The organism is Viridibacillus sp. FSL E2-0187 (genome assembly GCF_038006425.1).
In the GTDB taxonomy this organism is placed as follows: Bacteria; Bacillota; Bacilli; order Bacillales_A; family Planococcaceae; genus Viridibacillus; species Viridibacillus arvi.
The window spans coordinates 339,855-358,979 of the sequence record NZ_JBBOVG010000001.1 but is presented as its reverse complement, the minus strand read 5'-3'; the positions used below and the strand labels follow the sequence as shown (position 1 = coordinate 358,979).

At 33.2% G+C, this 19,125-nt stretch carries 16 protein-coding genes and 1 pseudogene; 4 read left to right on the top strand and 13 right to left on the bottom strand.

What is annotated here, in order from left to right; translation table 11 throughout:
• Positions 1-13: 13 nt before the first annotated feature.
• The 6 genes from MHH85_RS01655 to MHH85_RS01630 all read right to left on the bottom strand — a co-directional run bounded on the left by MHH85_RS01655 (position 14) and on the right by MHH85_RS01630 (position 5,132).
• Complete coding sequence (locus MHH85_RS01655; RefSeq protein WP_193740867.1) at positions 14-475, bottom strand: hypothetical protein; 462 nt, start codon at positions 473-475, stop codon at positions 14-16.
• Between the two features lie 886 nt (positions 476-1,361).
• On the bottom strand, positions 1,362-2,675 hold the full coding sequence (locus tag MHH85_RS01650) for a DUF4179 domain-containing protein (RefSeq protein WP_340705765.1): 1,314 nt from the start codon (positions 2,673-2,675) through the stop codon (positions 1,362-1,364).
• Positions 2,668-3,186 carry a sigma-70 family RNA polymerase sigma factor gene (locus MHH85_RS01645; protein ID WP_340705764.1) on the bottom strand — a complete coding sequence of 173 codons (519 nt, stop codon included), beginning with the start codon at positions 3,184-3,186 and terminating at the stop codon, positions 2,668-2,670. Before MHH85_RS01645 ends, MHH85_RS01650 begins: the two co-directional genes overlap by 8 nt.
• A gap of 116 nt (positions 3,187-3,302) precedes the next feature.
• On the bottom strand, positions 3,303-4,211 hold the full coding sequence (locus MHH85_RS01640; protein WP_193740870.1) for an EamA family transporter: 909 nt from the start codon (positions 4,209-4,211) through the stop codon (positions 3,303-3,305).
• Between the two features lie 72 nt (positions 4,212-4,283).
• Positions 4,284-4,421, bottom strand: a complete 138-nt coding sequence (locus MHH85_RS01635) for a hypothetical protein (RefSeq protein ID WP_340705763.1) — start codon at positions 4,419-4,421, stop codon at positions 4,284-4,286.
• Positions 4,422-4,916: 495 nt separating this feature from the next.
• Positions 4,917-5,132 (bottom strand): hypothetical protein, encoded by a 216-nt coding sequence (locus MHH85_RS01630; protein WP_053418668.1) that lies wholly within the window; start codon positions 5,130-5,132, stop codon positions 4,917-4,919.
• Positions 5,133-5,454: 322 nt separating this feature from the next.
• Here MHH85_RS01630 and MHH85_RS01625 point away from each other — a divergent pair, with 322 nt between their 5' ends.
• From MHH85_RS01625 to MHH85_RS01615, 3 genes are all read left to right on the top strand, one after another.
• The gene (locus MHH85_RS01625; protein ID WP_340705762.1) at positions 5,455-6,105 is read left to right on the top strand and encodes a DsbA family oxidoreductase; all 651 of its coding nucleotides are present in this window, start codon (positions 5,455-5,457) and stop codon (positions 6,103-6,105) included.
• Positions 6,106-6,205: 100 nt separating this feature from the next.
• Positions 6,206-6,808, top strand: a complete 603-nt coding sequence (locus MHH85_RS01620; protein WP_340705761.1) for a nitroreductase family protein — start codon at positions 6,206-6,208, stop codon at positions 6,806-6,808.
• A gap of 1,115 nt (positions 6,809-7,923) precedes the next feature.
• Positions 7,924-8,355 (top strand): tyrosine-type recombinase/integrase, encoded by a 432-nt coding sequence (locus tag MHH85_RS01615; RefSeq protein WP_340705760.1) that lies wholly within the window; start codon positions 7,924-7,926, stop codon positions 8,353-8,355.
• Between the two features lie 111 nt (positions 8,356-8,466).
• Here MHH85_RS01615 and MHH85_RS01610 read toward each other — a convergent pair whose 3' ends face one another.
• From MHH85_RS01610 to MHH85_RS01600, 3 genes and pseudogenes are all read right to left on the bottom strand, one after another.
• Positions 8,467-8,766: an STAS-like domain-containing protein gene (locus tag MHH85_RS01610; protein WP_340705759.1), complete on the bottom strand. Its 300-nt coding sequence runs from the start codon at positions 8,764-8,766 to the stop codon at positions 8,467-8,469.
• Positions 8,760-9,674, bottom strand: a complete 915-nt coding sequence (locus tag MHH85_RS01605) for an ATP-binding protein (protein WP_340705758.1) — start codon at positions 9,672-9,674, stop codon at positions 8,760-8,762. The genes MHH85_RS01610 and MHH85_RS01605 overlap by 7 nt, the downstream gene beginning before the upstream one ends.
• A gap of 352 nt (positions 9,675-10,026) precedes the next feature.
• Positions 10,027-10,923: pseudogene (locus tag MHH85_RS01600) on the bottom strand (tyrosine-type recombinase/integrase); the annotation flags it as partial.
• 112 nt (positions 10,924-11,035) lie between these two features.
• On the opposite strand from MHH85_RS01600, the gene MHH85_RS01595 reads away from it, so the two are divergent.
• Positions 11,036-11,632 (top strand): hypothetical protein, encoded by a 597-nt coding sequence (locus MHH85_RS01595; RefSeq protein WP_340705757.1) that lies wholly within the window; start codon positions 11,036-11,038, stop codon positions 11,630-11,632.
• Positions 11,633-11,826: 194 nt separating this feature from the next.
• Here MHH85_RS01595 and MHH85_RS01590 read toward each other — a convergent pair whose 3' ends face one another.
• From MHH85_RS01590 to MHH85_RS01575, 4 genes are read right to left on the bottom strand one after another with little or no spacing between them, the layout of a single operon-like run.
• Complete coding sequence (locus MHH85_RS01590) at positions 11,827-14,925, bottom strand: type I restriction endonuclease subunit R (protein WP_340705756.1); 3,099 nt, start codon at positions 14,923-14,925, stop codon at positions 11,827-11,829.
• Between the two features lie 20 nt (positions 14,926-14,945).
• Positions 14,946-16,145 carry an AAA family ATPase gene (locus MHH85_RS01585; RefSeq protein WP_340705755.1) on the bottom strand — a complete coding sequence of 400 codons (1,200 nt, stop codon included), beginning with the start codon at positions 16,143-16,145 and terminating at the stop codon, positions 14,946-14,948.
• A gap of 1 nt (position 16,146) precedes the next feature.
• The gene (locus MHH85_RS01580) at positions 16,147-17,361 is read right to left on the bottom strand and encodes a restriction endonuclease subunit S (protein WP_340705754.1); all 1,215 of its coding nucleotides are present in this window, start codon (positions 17,359-17,361) and stop codon (positions 16,147-16,149) included.
• The gene (locus tag MHH85_RS01575) at positions 17,358-18,905 is read right to left on the bottom strand and encodes a type I restriction-modification system subunit M (protein ID WP_340705753.1); all 1,548 of its coding nucleotides are present in this window, start codon (positions 18,903-18,905) and stop codon (positions 17,358-17,360) included. The genes MHH85_RS01580 and MHH85_RS01575 overlap by 4 nt, the downstream gene beginning before the upstream one ends.
• Positions 18,906-19,125 lie beyond the last annotated feature (220 nt).

Genomic DNA, 19,125 nt, shown 5'->3' with positions numbered 1-19,125 from the left:
TCAAACCTCATTTCTAATCCGCAAATGAATAATATTTTTCAGTATACGGATCAAATGCATAACGCGAAACTTCTTTATCCTTTTCAAGTGTAATAATATATACTTCTAGCCCAGAATAGTCGACAATTGTCCCGCTAAATTTGCGGTCCTTCACAACTTTCCCGCCCTCAGTTCGCGAAATAATTTGCGTTGCATCATCTACATTAAAACTCGGTACATGCTTTTGGAAATAGAACGGAGCTATGATTAAAAGTGCATATGCAATAATGATAAGTGCATTCTTTTTTCTAATATTACTTTTCTCAACCAATATAAAGTAAGCTACAAACAATAATGCATTACCGCCAATAATATAGTATGGCATATCTCCAAGACCATTTATAAAAAGATATTGTTTCCCTATAAAATAATAATACAGCATCTCTAGTGCTGAAATTACAAGTATTCCTTGTAAAAGTCGTTTTCTCTTATACATTTATGTTTCACCTCAAAAAATTTATAAATCCTATTTTCAATAGAAAAGCATCCGAAGCCCACGACAAATTATGCCATAATAGAATGCAGATTGATAGAAGGAAAACCGGTCACTCTATTGAAGAAACATCGGACAGGCATTTTCGTTTCCACAACGATTCCTATTACTATTTACACTCTATGTACTCTTTTCGCCTAAACCAACAGCTTATCTAGTCAAAAGGATGTTTGATGGCGGCGTTACAGTTTAGCCTGAAAAATATAATGCCATCGAGAAAAAGACAAAGAGCTGGAATACTATCGATTATGGTTGTAAGTATAAAGACGGTTACCTTAATATCATTGTTCCCAAAGACAGGTCAGAACATGTAAACGTAATTTAAAATTCATGGCGATGCATTGGTGCAATCGTTATTGATTTTGGTAAGCGAAAATAGAAAGGATTTATAACTATGCTTTTGGGACAAAGAATTATTATTATAAGTATAAGCTTCTATTCACTTTTCGTTATAATACTTTTATTGTACAAATTAAGAACTAGTAAATATTTCGATGAAAACAATTTAATTAAAAATGAAAAAATTATGACAGCTCTTTGTATTCTAAACTTCCTATGTATAATAGTTAATCCTTCTCTCCTGATTATTAATATTGGATTGAATGCAATGTTACTAGCACTATCATGCAAAATAGGAATTAGATTTATAAATGATAAATCCAATAAAATATATAAAATTATCTTAGCTATACTCTTTTTTATCTATCTAGTTATGCAGTTTATTACTCCAATAATAAGTAATGAGTTTAATTGAAAGAATAATACTCAGTTATAGCTCCCTAATAGAAAAATACCTAGCTTCTCTATATGAGTGCGCTAGGCATTTTGTTTATTTGATTTGGATGGATGTGATTCCTTTAAGATAGTTTGGATAAGCTGAGAAGTATACCTTTACAGGATTGACTATTTTTTGCGGTTCAATTCCTACCTGCCAATGAACAGAATCATTATCTGCCCACCCAGACCATGAATTCGTATCCAGTTCTCTTCCTTCAAAGTCTTTTAACCCGTAGAATAATTGATATGGTAAATCTTCATGCTTTCCTTCCATTTTCGCCTCGATTGAAAGTTTGGAGATATTAGTGATTTCTAGCTTATCCTTATATGGTCCTTTAATTACTTTTTCTTTATTCAAGTCTACGATAATATAGGCATCTTTTTTAGGTAATGCCTGTACTTTATCAAATTTTAAATACAGATTCTTAGGCTGTTTAAAGAAATTACTTTGTAAGAAGAAAGTTCTATTAGTATCATCACTTCCGCCGAAACTTGAAATGCCATTCCGAATACTACTCCAGACTTCTCCACGCTCATCTTCAATTCGGATATCCTCAAAATTTAATATTCTCATCGTATTGCGCTGATCAAATGTCATATTAACAGCAACACGTAATGGATAGAGAGTAATGTCTTCTATAATGATTTTTTGTCCATCCATTATTATTTCCTTATTAATTGTGAACACTTTTCCTTTTTGAATGTCCTTTTTAAGTGTGAACGGAATACTAAAACTCGTTTTTTGCTCGTTCCTTAAATTTAGTTTCAGTTCAAACTCTTTAGAACTATATTTTTGCTGTTCACCAAATGTAAAAGTTATTTCATCTGTTCGATATTTTTTATCCTCTTGATCTGGATTACCATACTCTGTTGAACCTTCGAGACTTTTTCCATTATGAAAAATTTCAATCATTCCATAATCTCCAGAACTTAATTTAGTAGGTGATTCAGTTGTATAAAATATGACCATACCTGACTCATCAACAATGACCCCATCAATCGTAACCTTAATATTATCTTTTGTTTGTGATACACCAATTGCTTCATAGTATTCATTATCAACTATTGCTTGAAGGCCTTTGTCGTACTGGATTAAATCTACTAGACGTTCCAATCCTGGAATACTCGCAACGGTTTTGGCAAAGGTTGGCGATACTCGAATAGATGTAACAAGTGTGATAAAAAGAAGTGCTGCAATTGAAATGGACCAAGCAATGCGTTTAAATGAGCGCTTCTTTTTGCGTTCCGAAGACTTTGCAATTTGCATCCCTTGCTGAATTGCTTGAGTAAGCTCATCCTCAGGAATCGATAATTTCTCTAAATCCTTTTGCATGTCATGTAATTTAGCTTCTTCCTTTTCATACATCTGTATTCTCTCCTCCCTTTGACCAAAACGCCCGCAATGATCGCAATGCTTTATGTAATCTCGATTTCACAGTGCCTTCTGGAATATTTTCAAGTACGGCAATGTCTTTTATCTTCGTATTTTGTAAGTATTTTAATGTAATAAGTTGTTGGTCTTTTTTAGATAAGGATGCCATTGCTTCATTTAATTCTAAGAAACTTGTGTCATCCATTGTTGCAATTTCTTGTAGCTTTTCAGTTGAAATAAAGCGTTTGTTCTTTGCTATTTGATCCTGACAATAGTTTATCATTATGCGGATGAGCCACGTCTTTGTATAGGCTGGTTCCTTTAGCGTATGTATTTTTTGATAGGCGCGGACTGTTACTTCCTGAACAGCTTCTATTGCATCATGTTCGTTCTTTAGAAAGGCATAGGCAGTACGGTATAAATCATTCTTATACAACTGCATGATAGATAAAAAGGCAGTGTCGTCTCCTTTAATCGCTTGTTGCGCTAGCTCTTGTGGTTCCATCCTGTCACCTCGTTTCGGGCTTTGTATGTATTAGACCTAGTAGTAAGGAAAAAGTTCATCTTATTTTTAAATATAACAAAAAAACGCCAATCGATTTTTCGATTGACGTTTAACTATTATAATTCGTCGGCAAGACCAAGGATGACAATTCCTAGCATAATAATGGCAATGACGAAGTATTGTTTCTTTGTTAGTTTTTCTTTTAAGAAAATACGCGATAGTATAATTGAGAAAATACAGTATGATGAAATAATTGGCGCGGAAATAAACGCATAGGCTGAAATTGCGTACACATAGAAGAACTGACCAATCGTTTCTAAAACTGCTGCGTATGTGCGATCACGCTCTTTAAATACATTGAATTTCACTTTTTTATAGAAGCGAAGATAGATAAAGCATACAACTGCTACGATAAAGAATGTATATTCATATGCTAGTAGCGCTGCATCTTCAGTCATAATTGTTAACTCATCTAAGTAGATACCGTCAGCGAAAGTTCCTACCCCATCTATTAATGCGTATAAAATCGGGAATAACAATGCGAAAAATCCAAATTGATATTTACGTTCAATTTTAACTTTTTGAGAACGTAACAATGCATCGTCCTGTTGTTTTTCAATAACAGCAATCCAAATAACGCCGGCTGTAATAGCAATGATACCTGCAAAATGTATCCAAGTAACTTCTTGTGGAAAGAACATATATAATAAAATCGTTGTAACCGCACCTGAAGCATTTTGCACTGGTGCTGCAATGGATAACTCTAAATAACGTAAACCAATATAACCGAAAACCATTGAAACAATGTACAATGTTGAAACGGGCAAATACGTTAACATATCTTGTGGATGGAATTCTAAACCTTTCACGAACATATAGACCGTTGCGTGAATCCCCATTACAAGACCAACCATAATCGTTATTTTAATATGACTATTTTTGTCATTTGAATCTGAGCCCTTTTTGTAAAATAAGTTCGCTGCTCCCCATGAGAGCCATGTTAATATTGCAAATAAAAACCACATAATCTAAATAAACTCCTTTTTAATGGTAACCTAGTAATTTTGAAAGAATAATAAGGAAAATAACCATTAAAATTATGGAGAGTAATGCATTTTGAAAGCCTCGGTTACTTCTTGCTTCGTAGTAGCAATTTCACCATTCTGGATATTAAGTTCATTAACAAATAGATTGCCTAAACTGAACAGACCGTTGGCTAAATAAGCTTTTTTCATGTAGAAATACCTCCGTTCTGTCTAATTGTATGTATTTTTTCACCCATTGACAATAAGTATTTTTATAATAGCGCTTCCAATTAAACAAGGACTTTAAGCCCTCTATACAATTGAATAAGAACGTTGATTTCCGCTACGTGCGGACGCTTTCCGCGGGCGGGGCCGAGCCGCTTCCTTTGCTACGCTCAGTCCAGGGTCTCGACTAACCCGCTTTTCCCGCTGGAGTCGCCGCTCTCCGCTCCAATCAACTGAAATATGTAACTATTACAGCATACTATAAACGATATTTTTGAGGTGATGGAAAAAATAAAGCTCATCACTTAGACATGGCGAGCAGCTTAATAGTGGGAGTTGATTGAAAAGTACGGTTAATTGAATGAATTATCCTATTGTTTATACTTGTAAAAATGACAAAAGGCATCGAGAATTGACTTCTCGATGCCTTTTGTTAAAACTAGTTTAATGGCTGTTATATCCTGGTTTTAAGCTATTCGATTAAATAATTCTTTGTACTTCTTCAAAGTTCGGTATTCCTTTTTCTAAATTATACTCTGCCCATTTCTTTACTTCACTTTCTACGGCTCTATTTTGCCATTCAAAACAACCACATTCTCTGCAATGACTTTCCATATACGTATTATTATTACGTCTTTTTTGATACACGGTCTCTTCCTTGCAGTTGTAACAATATAGTTTTTTCTCTAATTCCATCGGTAGCCACCTAACCTTCCTTGTTCATTGGTTTTAATTGTGGCTACAGCTTTCTCTTTTTGTGCTTTATTTAATCTTGCTAATGGGGACTTTTTTATATTCTCCACAATAAGAAAAGTTTCAATAGAACAAATAGATAACCAATTAATTGACTTTCACTAAACCTGTAACTATAATGATTACAGGTAGGAGGTTGAATTTCAAAATTAGTATTTTTGTCAATTGCTGTGTATAATTCTTTATCCATCATATTTTTTTAGATAACTTGTAACTTAATCAGTTACAATTATGTTCTAATAATCAAAAAGCGAGGAAATATAAGATGACTGTAAATATAAAAGTATACTCGGACTTTGTTTGCCCATTTTGTTTTTTAGGAAAGGGTCCTTTAGATGAGATTGTTAAGGAAAAAGATGTAGAAGTAGAATGGATGCCATTTGAATTACGCCCAAGTCCTCATCCCAAAATTGATCCATGGAAAGAACCCGATAAATTAGCTTCATGGGATTCTTTTATTCTGCCTACTGCAAAAAAATTAGGAGTTGATATGCGTTTACCACGTGTTTCCCCTCACCCATATACTTACTTAGCATTCGAAGGATATCAATTCGCAAAAGAACATGGAAAAGGAAATGAATTTCACCATAGAGTATTTACTGCGTTTTTCCAAGAGGAACAAGACATTGAAAATGTAGAAGTATTAACAAAACTAGCAGGTGAAGTTGAACTGTCCACAGTTGATTTCAAAGACGCTTTAATAGCAAGAACATATCGAGAAGTTCATCAAGATGCTCTAAAACAAGCATATGAAGAGGCACAAATTATGGCTGTACCAACGTTTATTATTGGTGATGAAGTGATTCAAGGATTAGCTAGCAAAGAAAGATTAGAGATGGTCATTGATAAAGAATTAAAAAAATTGAAATCAAATGATTTGGATGGCATGCAATGCGATATAGATGGGTATTGCTAAACATAGGTTCAAATGGTAATGAATCGTTTTAAGTATTACTTTATTTAGCAGATTGAATCGTTTGAAGAACCTAAGTTTAAACTTAATTGGAGGAATTAAAATGTCAGTAACTACAAAAAATTTAAAAGAAGTAATCATCAACCGCCGTTCTATTCGTAAGGTAAAAAAGAATGGAAACATCACAAAAGAAAAAATTAATGAAGTATTAAAAACTGCTTTACATGCACCAACTTCTTTTAACATGCAAAGTGGACGTGTCATTGTATTGATGGATGCAGAACATGAAAAGTTTTGGGATATCGTAAAAGAAACTCTACGCTCACGTGTTCCAGAAGAGAACTTTGCTGCAACTGTAGAGCGATTACAAGGATTTCACGATGGTGTAGGTACAGTTCTCTTCTTTGAAAACCAAGAAACAGTAAAAAATATGCAAAAGAATGCACCATTGTATAAAGATCAATTTCCATATTGGTCTCATCAAGGAAGTGCAATGTTACAGTATGCAGCATGGTTGGCTTTTTCTGCTGAAGGTATCGGTGCATCATTGCAGCATTACAATCCAATTGTTGATGAAGAAGTAAAACAAACTTGGAATATCCCAAGTGAATGGAGTTTAGTAGCACAAATGCCATTTGGTGAACCAAACGAACAGCCAGGAGAAAGAACATTCTTACCATTTGAAGATGTTGTGAAATTTTATTAAAGGAAACAAATCATTGAAAGTTCTTTTCAATCCAAATAGTTTTTTCAAAACAAAAACCGTTGATTCCTCAACGGTTTTCTTGTTTTTCATATGGAGACGGCGGGAGTCGAACCACTGTATCTAAGAAAACTTATTAAACAAGCATTTATAAGGGTTTTTAGCAGTTTTGGAAATATGCTAAATGCCAAACTAAATGCCATTTCACTAAATTAGCGTTGTGGGGGCAAATTTTCTAAAAAAATTATTAAACGCACGTGGCATATCAGCATCTTTTATTTTAGAAGCAATCTCACGAATTCCTGCCAAAAGACAAACGCCCACCTTACATTATAGTGGACGTTATTTCATGCTTAATTATAATTTCTGCTTATGCTGTAGCTTTGGAATAAAGATTGATCAAAATGGAGTTACTCTTTTTTTTGACAAGTATTAGATTTTTTCTAAAAAAGTTTGATCATTTTAATAAGCCTTATTCTGCAAACGCTCCCTTTAATTGAATAACTATAATCTGACCTCACTCATAATATCACTTAATTCTTATTAAACTAACGAACCCCGTTAGTTTAATACATTTCTTTATAATCTTTACAATGATATCGACATTAATATCCAACAAATTAAAAAAAGAGGAAATTATTAGTTTGAAAGATGCTGAAGAAATTAAAGAGTATGTGAACTCCAAAATGGAAGAATAGGAAGCATTTGTAGGTTTAGTAGAGGAAGCTGCAGATGAATTGAACCCATTACCTCAGCTTGCTGCCAGTGTGTTGTATCATGATCTTAAAGATGATTATGGATGCTCAAGACAAGAGGATAATACTGAACTTAGGAGTTTAGAGAATGAAGGGTATATTTATTTTGATTAAGGCTGGCATGTTCAATATGAGCACCCAGGTATGGCTAAAGCGTACCAGGTACTAATGAACTTGAAAAATTTCATTTACAACAATGGGGACATAATAGGAGAAAGATTCTTCGAGGAGTATGGAATTATGATTGGAATCAAGTACACCTCGTTTTGGAACGCAGTCTTGGGTAAGAAAGTTTTAGATTCCACACGCTAAAATTTACTAATAGCTAGGCCTTTCTTTTAATTTAAAAGCTTTATCCTAAACATGCGAACAATTGCATTAGACACTGATACGATAGAAATCTTAAAATCTTGGAAAGCTAGACAAGAAGAATTCGGGGAAATTGATTTTGTATTTTCATACGATGGTAGGCCTACTTGGAAATCAACTATTTCTAGGATTATTAAAAGACACGCAAAACTAGCGGGTGTAAAGCCCATTCAAGCAAAAGGATTACGACATTCACACGCTTCATTTTTAATTAATGAGTACAATGCTAATCCTCTTATTATTAGAGATCGTTTAGGTCATGAGGATATAAAAACAACTCTAAGCACATATTCACACCTCTATCCAAATGTAAATTTTGAGATTGCAAAAAATATGTCTGGCTCAATAAGTTATCAAACTTCTAATAACAAACAAACTAAATTTCAAGGTAATCAATCATTTGAATATAAAACTGATGGAATTTAAATGATTATAAAAAAGCAACTCTAAATAAAGCGTATCAAAAACAGCAATTTCCATACTCATGGGAACTGCTGTTTTTTTAAAAATAAAATAATTTTATCTACCTTCAATAAACTACACACATTGAAGGTTATTTGAGAAAAAATCAAATCGGGATTTTATCATTTGATTGATCGCCTTATTAGATTTAACAAACGACAAATTTTGTTTAACAAAATCCATATCATATTTTTTTATTAGCTCAACAAATGCTGTATTAGTGAAGCTAGATGTAATGCTATTGATTCCTTCAAATGAAACAATTACTTTATTCTTCTTATTTAATAATGAATCAATTATTTCGAATACAACCGCACCGTCATCATTTGAATAACAGCTATCCACATAATCTAATACACTAACAGTAATTACCATAAGAACTCCTCCTCTTCATCATTATCCTTATCTTCTTCTCTAACAACTTTAGTATCTATATTAAACTCTAAGAAAGTTCCAGGATAGAACCCAAAAGCTTCATGAGATTTAATAACCATATCATTTCGATTAGCAAATACATTTAATAAACCATACCCTGAATTTATATGAACTGAACCTTTTAAATTTAATACGACATTTCTTATTAATGTATATAAACCTGCCCCTAAATTTCTAGGAGTAGTTTTAGTTGTGAATCCTTCTTTGATTGCTAATTCTAAAGCATCAGCATCACCAAGTTCTGGATGTAACTTCCTTATATTATGCGGTATACCTACACCAAAATCAGCTATACAAAACGTTAACAAGTGTTTATTTGGATAATATTGTGCATATATACAACCTATTTCCTCCATAGAATGGTCGTTAATATTGTTAAAAATCTCACCTAAACACATTTCAATGTTAGCTAAAGTAGAGTTTTTCACATCTAATTGTTGTGCTAACCACGGTATAAACTTATGTTTTAGCCATGCATGACTTTGACTATAAGTTACATCTTGTAATGACATTGTTGTAGACCTAACAGATGAGTTTGGATAGATTGTCTTTCCTAAATGTCTCCTAAAAAAATTCGAATCATCCAAATACTTCAACGGGTCCTTAATTCCTTTATTTTCTATAGGATAAGTGAAACTTACTTTAACCTTCTTACTACTAAGCCATTCTATCATGTTATGTAAAGCAACTATACCACCAGGCTCAACAAAACCTATTTTTTCGAAATCTATTTCCAAATCACTACATAAAGGAGTTTTATCCCTATCCAAAACTTCCTCAAGCATGCTGTTCATATTAGTTTTATCTAAATCCTTATTTAATATCATTCTTTTTTTTATCGTAATCACAGTTTACGCCTCATCCCGTCTATATATTCATTATATTCGCCATAAATCAAAAAACACCTTTAAAGATGTAAGTCATTATTGGTAATATCAATTCTTTTCCCCAATAATTTTAGGTAATATTAACTATAATTTTAAATGTTTTACATTACATTGACAAGATAAATTAGATTAATTAATTCTATAAAAAATAAGTTTGGTATCAATTCTGGTATCACCAAACAAAAAAGCTTGGCAGAAACCTTATTAAATAAGGCTCCCCAAGCTTTTTCTAGGTGCTATTTAATTATTTCCACTCAATGGGATATTTAGGCTTATAAAAGCCCGTTGTTATCATGTTTCTAAAGTATCTCTATTATTTTGGAGACAGTTTTGGAGACATTTGTTTCACTGCTTGATTACCAACAAAAGCAAACTGCTTACTTGGAGCAGTATTAATTTTGATAATGCCTGCCATAGATTCGGCAACACCGTCATCAATACCACGCCACAAATGTGCATAGTGTTTCAGCGTAATTTCTGGTGAACTATGTCCTAGACGTTTTGAAACACTCAAGACAGAAGCATTTAATTCATTGATGAGAAAACTAACGTGGGAATGGTGTAACCCTTTTGCCTGTATTACTGGAACGCCTGCAAGTTTTGCATAGCGTGCAATAATTCGAGCAATCGTTGATTTTATCATTGGTAAGCCATCATAGGAGAAAATGAAATCCATATCTCCGTGTTGTACTTGTCGTTCTTTCCAAACTCGCAACACTTCAAGCGTATCATGATCTAAGGCAAGTACACGCTTCCCATCAGCCGTCTTCGTATGGTTCTTACGGTTGTAGTTCTTGCGACTCTTGGTAATCAACATATGGTGAACACGTAGCTGTTTCTTTTCAAAATCAACATCATTCCACCAGAGAGCTGTTCCTTCATTCACACGAACACCAGTCATGTAGTAGAGCCACAATATAACTAGACAGAGGTGCTCGTAAAAGTCTTCAATATAAATTTTTGAAAGGACTTTTTCAAACTCATCTTTCGTCCAGTAAGCCACATCTGTTTTTCCTTTTGGGATTGGTTTCACTTGTCGAGCAACATTCTTATCAAGATAATTGAGCGTAACAGCAAATTCAAGAATTTTCTTCAACATTCCAAAGATCATCGAAGCATAAGACTGTGAATACCCTGCCGCATTTTTATCCAAAAGCCACGTTCTAAAAAATTGAACATCGTGCAAAGTAATCTTTCGCAATTGTTTTTGATACGCAAAATATGATCTTTCTATTATTAAAAATATTGCTGGTGGGAAAGCCTATCCCAAGAAAAATCCAAATTTAATCTCGGACTCACTTTTATTACATTTAACAAAGGTGTTGGGATTTAAAAAAGATAAGCGTAAATTACTATGGGGAGATTTTGAAAATAGTGACTTATCTAATGTCTTATTTGAGAAGCTTCTTCTTGATGTTTTATATGGGGATGATGACAAATTAAAAGAAACATATAATAAAGTGCTATTTGACTATGTTCCGTATGCTGAATATCACTCATATTGGCAAATGTTTATGGTTGGCGAAATAGAAATGTCCGAATTTCCTAATAGTCAATTAAGTATTTCTTCTCATTTTTATAATCTTAAAGAAGATGATATTTTTGAGAAGTACGAATCCATACAAAAAAACGCAATTGAATTTCTTTATTTTAAGTGCGGAAAACAATTTCATATTTTGTTTGTAGATTTCATAATGCATGAAGGAGATTCTCTGAAGAAACTAGATAAGAAATTAGATAATTTTGTATCATATTTAACTAGGCTTCTTCTAATATATGTTCCGAACGAAGATTCCTTGGGATTAAGGGCTCGCAATATAATTATTTCTGATTATAAGAAATTTGGGACTTTGATAGCTAAAGAAATGAAAGGTAAGCCATGGACATTAGATGAACATACGTTAAAGTTGTTGGTATAATCTTCCTTTGCATATGTCACAGAATTAAAAAGAGTGCAAACGATAAAGCTTGAGGTAATTAACAAATACAATTTTAGCGGAAAATAAAAAGGTGATGATGTAGAATGAAATAATTCTACACCACCACCAATGCAATTTTGTTCCTTTAGAACGAGACTAAAATATTCTGGTTTTTAACCCTTATTTTAGATTTATTAAATCTTTCCACCTACTCCCTTAAACTTATCTACGAATGCAGAGATTTTCTGGAAAACGCTCTGCTTTTTTGTTAAATAGTGAGGATTAAGAGGACTCATTTTAGGAAGAATTTCATTAAGCTCCGTTCCATTTTCACTGGCATATTCTCTTTTTAATGAAGTTAAAATATATCTTTTTGCAGCTTCATCATTAAGTTTTTCAGTATTAATCAACTCTTCTGCTTCACGTTTTTGCTCAGTTTGAGCAAATGAGAAGAAGGCATCAATAATACTTGCTTTATCTTGAATACTATCTAAATCAGCTTGGTTGATAAAGTCAACTACTAAGCTTTCTTTTGCACGGTTTCCTACGCTTGATCGAATTAAGCGGCGAACTTCTTCAACCAATGTTGCTTTATCTTTTACCTTTTTGTTATGCTCAAAAATAAGTTCAAGAATGTAATCTAAATTGATCTCTTGGGATTTTAAAAGATCTACCTCAAAGACAACATCATCCCAATCAATAGAGGCATTTCCTTTCTCTTTTCCAGTTTTTTCACGGCGAAGCCAATCACGAATATCATTATATGAAGAACGATAATCTTGAACAGCTCTTTCTTCTAAAACTTGAATCTCTTGCATAACAGCTATATCTTCATCCGTTACATAGTGAGTAGACTTAAAATCTTCTAAAGCTTTAGGGTCAGTCAGATCTACTGTTTGTAAAGCTTTTAAACCTGAAAATTCATCATAGTTCTGTAGGATATTTTCAATACGCAAATATTCCCCAAAAAGTTTAGCAAATTCTTTCTTATCCCTTTCAGTAACAATCTCATCAACATTAGGATAACGTTCCTTTAATTCTTTTACTACATCTGCATATCCACGACGGGCTTTACCTGTTGCCACATCAGTGAATCCTTCCATATACTCCTTGTAGCTTTTCTCCAACACAACGTTTTTAGTGTTTTTATCTCCAAAAAGAGTAATGGCGTCTATGGTTGCTTGTTCTAAATCTCTAAAAGTAACAATATTCCCAAAAGTTTTGGTTGAATCATAAATACGATTTGTTCTCGAAAAAGCTTGCATTAGACCATGATATCTAAGATTTTTATCAACAAATAAAGTATTTAATGTAGGTGCATCAAAACCAGTTAAAAACATTCCAACAACAATCAACAAATCAATCTCTTTGCCTTTTACTCGTTTAGCAAGGTCACGATAATAATTTTGAAATTCCTTACTTTCTACGCCATAATTGGTTTTAAACAGGGCATTATAGTCTTTAATGGCTAAACTTAAAAACTCTTTTGCACTACTATCCATTGCTGAAGGTTCAAACGTTTCATCAAGAATTTCTCCTATAGCATTTTGCTCTTCATTAGCAGCAAAGGAGAAGATTGTCGCAATCTTAAGTGGTTTACTACTTCCCTCTTGTAAGTTATTTAATGATTCATAGTAGAGTTTGGCTGCATCAACACTGCTTACAGCAAACATGGCATTAAATCCTCTTCCACCCGCATTTAAACGATGGGTTTTTATTTTAAAATTATTAAGAATATATTGAGAAATTTCTTTAATTCGTTCAGGATGCAGTAAAGCCTCTTTATTTTCTGCTGCCGATAGCTTTTTTTCGTCCTGTTCTTTTTCAATCATTTTGAATTTAGGACGTACATCATTATAATCTACTTTGAACTTTAAGACTTTCTCATCTCTAATGGCATCAGTAATTACATAGGAATGTAACTCTCGACCGAAGACAGAAGCAGTCGTTTCAGAACCTAACGCATTTTCTGGAAAAATAGGCGTACCTGTAAATCCGAATTGATAGAACTTCTTAAACTTTTTCTTAATATTTTTTTGAGCTTCACCAAATTGTGAACGATGGGCTTCATCAAAAATAAATACCACTTGTTTATTATATATAGGTAGCTCTGTTTCGCTTTTAATTAGGTTATTCAGTTTTTGAATCGTAGTCACAATAATTTTATTATCGTCTTTTTCAATGTTACGCTTTAATCCTGCGGTACTTTCTGACCCATTAACACTATCAGGAGAAAAACGCTGATACTCTTTCATTGTCTGAAAATCTAGGTCTTTCCGATCTACAACAAAAAAAACTTTATCTATAAAATCCAGTTCAGTAGCCAAACGAGCTGCTTTAAAACTCGTAAGCGTTTTTCCCGAACCTGTTGTATGCCATATATATCCACCACTTTCAATAGTTCTCCAATTTTTGGCTAGGTAAGAACTTTCAATTTTCCATAGTATCCTTTCCGCGGCAGCAATTTGATAAGGACGCATAATCAGCAAATTATCGCTCACATCAAAAACTGAGTATTTCAGTAGTATATTCAATAAAGTATTCTTCTGAAAAAATGTAGCAGTGAAATCTTTTAAATCTTTAATCAGGGTATTATCCGATTTTGCCCAATTCATAGTAAAATCAAAACTATTCTTATCACGTTTAGTCGTATTAGCAAAATAACGGCTATCTGTCCCATTAGAAATCACGAAAACCTGTAAATATTTAAACAGGGAGTTTTCCAAATTAAAGCTCTCTTTACTATATCGATGAACCTGATTAAAGGCTTCACGAATGGCAATTCCACGCTTTTTAAGCTCTACTTGTACTAAAGGTAAGCCATTAACTAGAATGGTAACATCATATCTATTGGCTTGCGTCCCTTTTTGTTCAAATTGGGAAATTACTTGCACTTTATTGTTAGGAATATTCTTTTTGTCAACTAGGTAAATGTTTTGAATATGCCCATCATCAAAAACAAAGTCATAAATATAATCGTTATGAATTTTACGGGTTTTATCAATGTGGTTATCACTAGGTTTATCTAAAAACTGTTCACAAAATCTAATCCATTCAGCTTCTGAAAACTGTACATTATTAAGGTTTTGCAGTTGCACCCGAACATTAGCAAGCATCTTTTCAGGAGTGGTTAAACTTGGTAGGTGTTCATAACCTTGATTCACTAAATCTTGAATAAGCTCTCGTTCTAAATCAGCTTCAGTTTGATAGCCAACCTCTTGTTGATCCATCTTGTTATATTTATCTAAAACTATGAAGTTGTTCGATTCTGCGATAGGTTTGTAATCGCACATTAAATTTCCCCCCTTAATTATTAAATACTCTCTTTATTAAATCTATATATTTCACTAATTTCACTAATAAGATGTCTCAAAACATTTTTATCATCATCTGTGAGCACAACAATTTCATCAGCTGAGTGCTTTGAATGACTGGATAAGTTTAGAATCCTTTTTTCATATGCATCACGATTTCCTTTAACAGGTAATAACAAATCTCCCCAATCAGAATAGCCTAAAAAAGTGGATGTTTTCTCTAAAATATTTCGAAGAAAATTAAAATGATATTTGTATATTTGCTCAGATTCAATAGCTTTGCCAATTTCATTTATTAGAAAAAGATGATACGAAAACGGCGAATCATTAGGCTGAGGTATTAGTTCATAAGTGCCCTCTTCTTTCTTTTCTAACCTGTGCTTTTTAAAGTGTTTATTGTTCTTGTAACCTGTGCTTTTATTAGAATTGTTAAATTCATTACACAGCACATTATAAAAAAGAGGATTATGTGTGGTTATAATAAATTTAAGCTTTGGTTCACTGGATTTTTTTATTAATTGTGCTAGATTTACAGCTAACTCAATCAAGTGATTATCATCTAATGAACTTACAGGGTCATCTATAAATACATATTCCAGCTGGTCAAACTGATTTGTTTCTCTATCACTTTGTTCAGCTACATTCAATACATCAATAACTTGTTCAAGTAGAGAATAAAAAACACACCATACAAAGTTACTCTCTTCTCCTTTTGAAATTTTAATATTATCTGAACGCTCATCATTACCACGCTCATACGAAAAAGTTATTTCTGTAAAAGCTCCTACTGTTACAGTATTCCCATCCTTATCTGTAATAGTATATTTTTCATTAAAATGTGGAGTTAATTTTTCGTCAGTATAATGTTGAAAATTCGTAATAATGTTCCTATCTTGTCCTTGCACTTCATATATCCAATTTGTAAATGAGTTAGGATGGATTTTAAGTTTTGGTTTTGCATCAAACTCTAAATCATTATCCCAATAAAATAAATCTTCCGTAAAAGCATTATAATAAAGAATATTTTTACTGCCTACTTCTGATTCCTCTAGCTCCGTATCACCATCTACTTTCGGTGCAACTAATTTGAATTCTCGTGAAAGTCTAGTTTTACCAGTTCCATTAAAAGCATAAATCAGCTGAACTTTTTTATTATTATCTCTTAACTGCTTTGCAATATCAGTTAGTGAAACACCCATATTACTCCTCTACCTCCTCTTTTGGAAAGCTAAGAAGCATATTGCGGTAATATTCGTATTGCTTTTGACGCAATTCTATTTCACGAGGTAATCCCTCGGTAATTGAGGATGCCAAAGCGTCGAATTTGTCGAGTAAAGACACGATGCGAGCTTGTTCTGTTTCATTTACTATAGGAATAGGTATTTCTTTAATTGACTTTAGACTGAGCGTTTTTTGACTGCCGCCTCCCACGTTTCTTTCAATAAAACTTTGTACATCATTAGATAATAAAATATAATATAAATATTTACCATTTACCAAAGGATGAATTACAACAGTATTTTGACCCATGCAAACAGCACTATCCGATGGAACAATACTAACATTTCCATATGAACCTACCCTAGACATTACTAAGTCATATTTTTGAGGTAGATATTTTTTTGTGAATATACTAAATACTTCGTCACTAACTTTTAAAGTATCTTCTAAATTCAAGAAACCGCCTTTAATATCAGTAACTCTTATCATGCTTAGTCCATGATCTGAGTATCGTGGTGTTTGATGCAATGAATCGAATATTTTTGCAACCTCTCCTAATACTTTCCACTCAACTTCACCATCTTCAAAAGTCAATAACTTATCACGGTAATATGTATATTGCTTTTTACGTGCTGTAAGCTCTGATATAAGCTCTGCTGTAAGGTCTGTGAAGGCATCCAAGATACGGACGATTTCCTCTTGTACTTTAAGGGGTGGGGTTGGGATTTTGAACTCTTTGACCTTCGCATCAGAAATAGCTGGATATGCTGAACCACTTTGATTCTCTTCTACATAATTTTTAAAATCCGATGAAGTAATGCAATGATAAATCCATTTTGGTAAAACTTCATCTTTTTTGGCTCTTAAGATACAATAACCAGTACTTGCGACTTCTCCAGAAAATTCTTCAGTAATCATACATAATCTTTGTTGGGTCGGACGAGTTGTTGCAAAAATAACATCATTTTTTACAACTAATTTTTTGGCTCTGCTTGGTGCATTTTCGGCAGATATTTCAGTTGTCTCAATTATTGTGTTTTTTTCACGACTAACTGAAGTTAAATCAATATACCGATAAGTACCCTTCGTATCTCTCCATCTAATATTGGAAGTTGGTAATGTAACATCCCCTAACGCTTTCCACTCAACCCGCCCCCCCTCAAGGAGTTTCTCCATATAATTTGGCATAATCATGATTCAAGCACCTCAATAATGTCATCAATTTCAGCACGAAGTTGTTCTATCTTTGCTACAGTCGTTTTTATCTCTGCATTCAGCTCATTTATATCAATGACTTCCCTAGTGTCTCTTGCTTCCACATAGGTGCTAACAGATAGGTTATAATTTTTTCTAACGATTTCATCATATTCAACAGATTCTGCAACATAATTAATAACTTCTTTACTGTCAAATATTTTCATTATCCCCTCAATATGTTCATCTGTAAGTATGTTATTATTCATTTCTTTTTTATAGAAATCTACTCCACTTGCATCAATAAATTGAGTTTTATTATCGGTTTTATGCTTAGAAAGAACCAAGATATTAACTGCTATTGAAGTCCCATAAAAAAGGTTAGGTGCTAATGAAATAACTGTTTCAACAAAGTTATTATCAATCAGATACTTTCTAATTTTTTGCTCTGCACCACCACGATAAAAAATACCAGGGAAGCAAACGATAGCAGCCCGACCTTTGCTTGAAAGATAACTAAGCGTATGAAGCAAAAAGGCAAAATCGGCTTTAGATTTTGGCGCTAATATGCCTGCAGGGGCAAATCTTTCATCATTAATAAGTGTTGGATCATCACTGCCAATCCAATGTACGGAATAGGGTGGATTAGATACAATAGCATCAAAAGGTTTTTCATCACTAAAGTAAGGGTCTAATAGCGTATTTCCTAAAGCAATATTAAATTTATCGTAGTTTATATTGTGCAAAAACATATTCATACGAGCGAGGTTATAAGTTGTATGGTTAATCTCCTGTCCATAAAAACCATCTTCAATAATATGATCATCGAACTGTTTTTTTGCTTGTAATAGCAATGAACCTGAACCAGCTGCAGGGTCATAAATCTTATTAATGGTTGTTTGCTTGTGGATTGCTAATTGAGCAATAAGCTTAGACACACTCTGCGGTGTAAAAAATTCCCCTCCAGATTTACCAGCATTGGCAGCATAATTAGAGATTAAAAACTCATAGGCATCACCAAAAAGGTCAATTTGACTATCTTCAAAATCACCAAAATTAAGCCTTTCAACGCCTTTAATAACAGCAGCTAAACGACTGTTTTTATCTTTCACTGTATTTCCTAATCTATTGCTTGTCGTATCAAAATCGGCAAATAATCCTCTAATATCTAGTTCAGATGGATAACCGTTTGCTGAACTTTCAATAGCAGAAAATATGGCAGCTAAATCTGTATTCAAGCTTTCATTTGTGTTGGCGGTTTTCGCAATATTAGCAAACAGCTGACTCGGATATATGAAATATCCTTTTGTTTTAATGGCATCCTCTTTGATTTCTTTCGTTATAATATCATCAGGAAGGTCTGCATACTTGACACTTTCGTCTCCAGCTTCAATATAGCTAGAAAAGTTCTCGCTAATGAAACGATAAAAAAGCGTTCCTAAAACATATTGTTTAAAATCCCAACCATCTACTGAGCCACGGACATCATTGGCTATTTTCCAGATTTGAGATTGTAATTCGGCACGTTGTGTTGCACTTGACATTTGTATACCTCCAATTTTTCTTCTTATACATTGATTATAGAAGCAACTCTAGATAGGTTTGTAGTTTTTCTTCCACCTTTAGTTCTTGCCACTTTAATGACACAATTGTACCTCCACATTATACACCATTCCACCGTGGTGAAGCCTAAATAAAAACTCTCGCCGACAATCATTCGGCGAGAGTTTTTGGCGACAATCTTGGAGACAATTCAAATGAATA